The following is a 2,239-nucleotide window of genomic DNA, read 5'->3' as shown; positions in this document are numbered from 1 at the left end:
TATCATAACTCCGGTTGTCGTTCTATACCGAATCGGAATCCTCATACAAAACTTCTGATAAAAGATTTTCAAGCCTTTGTTCTGCCATTTCCGGTTTCTTGGAATAGAGCCTTACAATATCTGCCATGTCGTTAAAAGCATTAACAGTATGGGTGATCTCCCGGAGAAACATAATCTCGTTATATTCATCATTCGATTCAAACCCCATTACTTTTGCAATATCAGCTTCATTTGTGTTGCCCTTGTAATTCTTGCAGGCAAACTGGAATGATTCCAGAAACAGGTTATATTGCTTTAACATCAACAGCAGTAAATCTTTGGAAAAAGCATCTTCCTTTTTACTAAGGTCGAGAGGTAACTGTTTGAGAATATCGCCCATTGCATCACGAATCTGTAATTCTTTCTTATCCGTAATATCGGTTTCGTATTCATCGGTTTCCCCCCTGAGCCATTCAATAGATACATGAAGTGCTTCCGAAAGACCTTCCAGCACCATCTTTTTGGTATTGTCAATCGAACCATTCTCATAACGCAGGATTGTGGAAGCTGTAACTCCCATCTTCTCTGCAACATAAGGCTGTGTCAGATTTAATTCCAGACGACGCTGTTTTGCCCTGCTGCCTATCAGCTTGCGTAGTTCTTTATCTTTCATGCTGATTGCCTCCTTTTTCGGTATGTATGAATTATAGCATGTACCTCACATAATTGCAATATGCAATATAATAATTATTTTTAAAATTTCATAACGCTTGACAACACAATATAAAACCGCTATACTAACAGCACAACAAAAATTGCATAATGCAATTTATAAGGAGGTGACAAGATGACGGAAAGAAAGATTGCATTATCCATCGAGGAAGCAGCCGACTATACAGGAATTGGCAGAAACACTTTGAGAAAGCTGGTTGAATGGAAGAAGCTTCCGGTATTAAAGGTCGGAAGAAAAGTCCTTATTAAAACTGACATTCTGGAAAAGTTCATGGAAGCCAACGAGGGGCGTGATCTGAGGGATAAAGGAAATGTAAAAGCTGTCACAAGAAATGTGGCAACTTAAAAAGGCGGCTTCCTAAGAAACCGCCAAAGGTTCTATCAGACCGAAGCCATGATATACCTACACGCAAGAGGATTATACCATGTGCTTCTCCTGATATGCAACCGGGAACTGTTGTTTATCGGAAAAAGAAAGGATGAAGACGATATGGCGAAATCAACAAAGACTTATGAAGAAAGAATACGTGCATTAGAGAAAAAGGAACAGGAAAGCATTGAAGCTACAAAAAAGCTCATTGCACAGCGGAAGGAACTGGAAAAGCGAAAGAAAGCAGAGGAAAGTAAAAAACGAACCCACAGGCTCTGTCAGATTGGTGGCGCAGTGGAATCGGTTCTTGGCTGTCCGATTGAGGAGGAAGATTTACCAAAGTTGATAGGCTTCTTAAAAAGGCAGGAAACAAACGGAAAGTTTTTCTCAAAGGCGATGCAGAAAGAGCCACTTACAGATATGGAGGAAGTGTAATGGCGGAGGGAGTGGTTTTTCCATTCCCTTCATTGCCTTTGAATGAAGGGCGCACTTATGGACAACCAGAGGTCGTCCTTATAAGTTTGCCACAAGTGGCAACCGGTCTGCGCTTACGCTTGCCGGGCTCGTTCCGTCGGCGGGGCTTTCAGCCAGACCTGCTCATGCCGCAGGGGGCACTCTTGCGCAGAGGGCGTTCCGACAGCTTCACTTCTGCCAAACCAGAAGAAGATGCTGTCGGAAATCAATGCCGGATACGGCAGAAAGGGGGAATCGTATCATGGCGATATTTCACTTTACAGTAAAGATTGTCGGGCGCAGTAAAGGAAAATCTGTCATATCCGCATCGGCATATCTTAATGGAGATGTGATGAAGAATGAGGAAACAGGCAGAATCAGTTACTATACTTCCAAAAAGGAAGTCGTCTACACCAGTCTGATGATGTGCGAAAATGCACCTCCTGAATGGCTGCATGTACCGGAAGAAAATATAAAAAGGTTTCAACAGTCTATCCGTTATAAAAGAGCGGATGATAAAGATGCCGCACTGGAAAAGTTTAAAATCACATTTCAGAAACAGCGTCTATGGAATGAGGTATTGAAGATAGAAAAAAATGCAGATGCACAGCTTGGACGCTCATTTGAATTTTCCCTGCCGAAAGAATGGAGCAGACAGGAACAGATTGATTATACAACCGAATATATTCAAAAGACTTTCGTGGA

General features: G+C 41.9%; 4 protein-coding genes. 3 read left to right on the top strand and 1 reads right to left on the bottom strand.

Features of this window, described 5'->3' with window-relative positions; all coding sequences use genetic code 11:
• Window positions 1–22: 22 nt before the first annotated feature.
• Window positions 23–652, bottom strand: coding sequence for a helix-turn-helix domain-containing protein (locus ACZMIG_RS14680; RefSeq protein WP_003505395.1), 630 nt, complete (start codon window positions 650–652; stop codon window positions 23–25).
• A 174-nt stretch (window positions 653–826) separates the two neighbouring features.
• Here ACZMIG_RS14680 and ACZMIG_RS14675 point away from each other — a divergent pair, with 174 nt between their 5' ends.
• The 3 genes from ACZMIG_RS14675 to ACZMIG_RS14665 all read left to right on the top strand — a co-directional run.
• A complete protein-coding gene (locus tag ACZMIG_RS14675) occupies window positions 827–1,057 on the top strand; it encodes a helix-turn-helix domain-containing protein (RefSeq protein WP_003505382.1) in 231 nt (76 codons plus the stop codon).
• A gap of 48 nt (window positions 1,058–1,105) precedes the next feature.
• Window positions 1,106–1,516 carry a hypothetical protein gene (locus ACZMIG_RS14670; protein WP_003505373.1) on the top strand — a complete coding sequence of 137 codons (411 nt, stop codon included), beginning with the start codon at window positions 1,106–1,108 and terminating at the stop codon, window positions 1,514–1,516.
• A gap of 247 nt (window positions 1,517–1,763) precedes the next feature.
• Window positions 1,764–2,239 (top strand): MobA/MobL family protein (locus tag ACZMIG_RS14665; RefSeq protein ID WP_487889759.1); only part of this gene is annotated, 476 nt, incomplete at its 3' end.

Source organism: Xylanibacter sp., from assembly GCF_057607445.1.
The sequence above is the reverse complement of the archived record's forward strand: the minus strand, read 5'-3'. Positions and strand labels throughout refer to the sequence as shown.

What these genes read in the sequence shown, in the direction of transcription:
- ACZMIG_RS14680 (WP_003505395.1), bottom strand. Translation starts at nt 652, where the DNA reads ATGAAAGATAAAGAACTACGCAAGCTGATAGGCAGCAGGGCAAAACAG.
- ACZMIG_RS14670 (WP_003505373.1), top strand. Translation starts at nt 1,106, where the DNA reads ATGATATACCTACACGCAAGAGGATTATACCATGTGCTTCTCCTGATA.
- ACZMIG_RS14675 (WP_003505382.1), top strand. Translation starts at nt 827, where the DNA reads ATGACGGAAAGAAAGATTGCATTATCCATCGAGGAAGCAGCCGACTAT.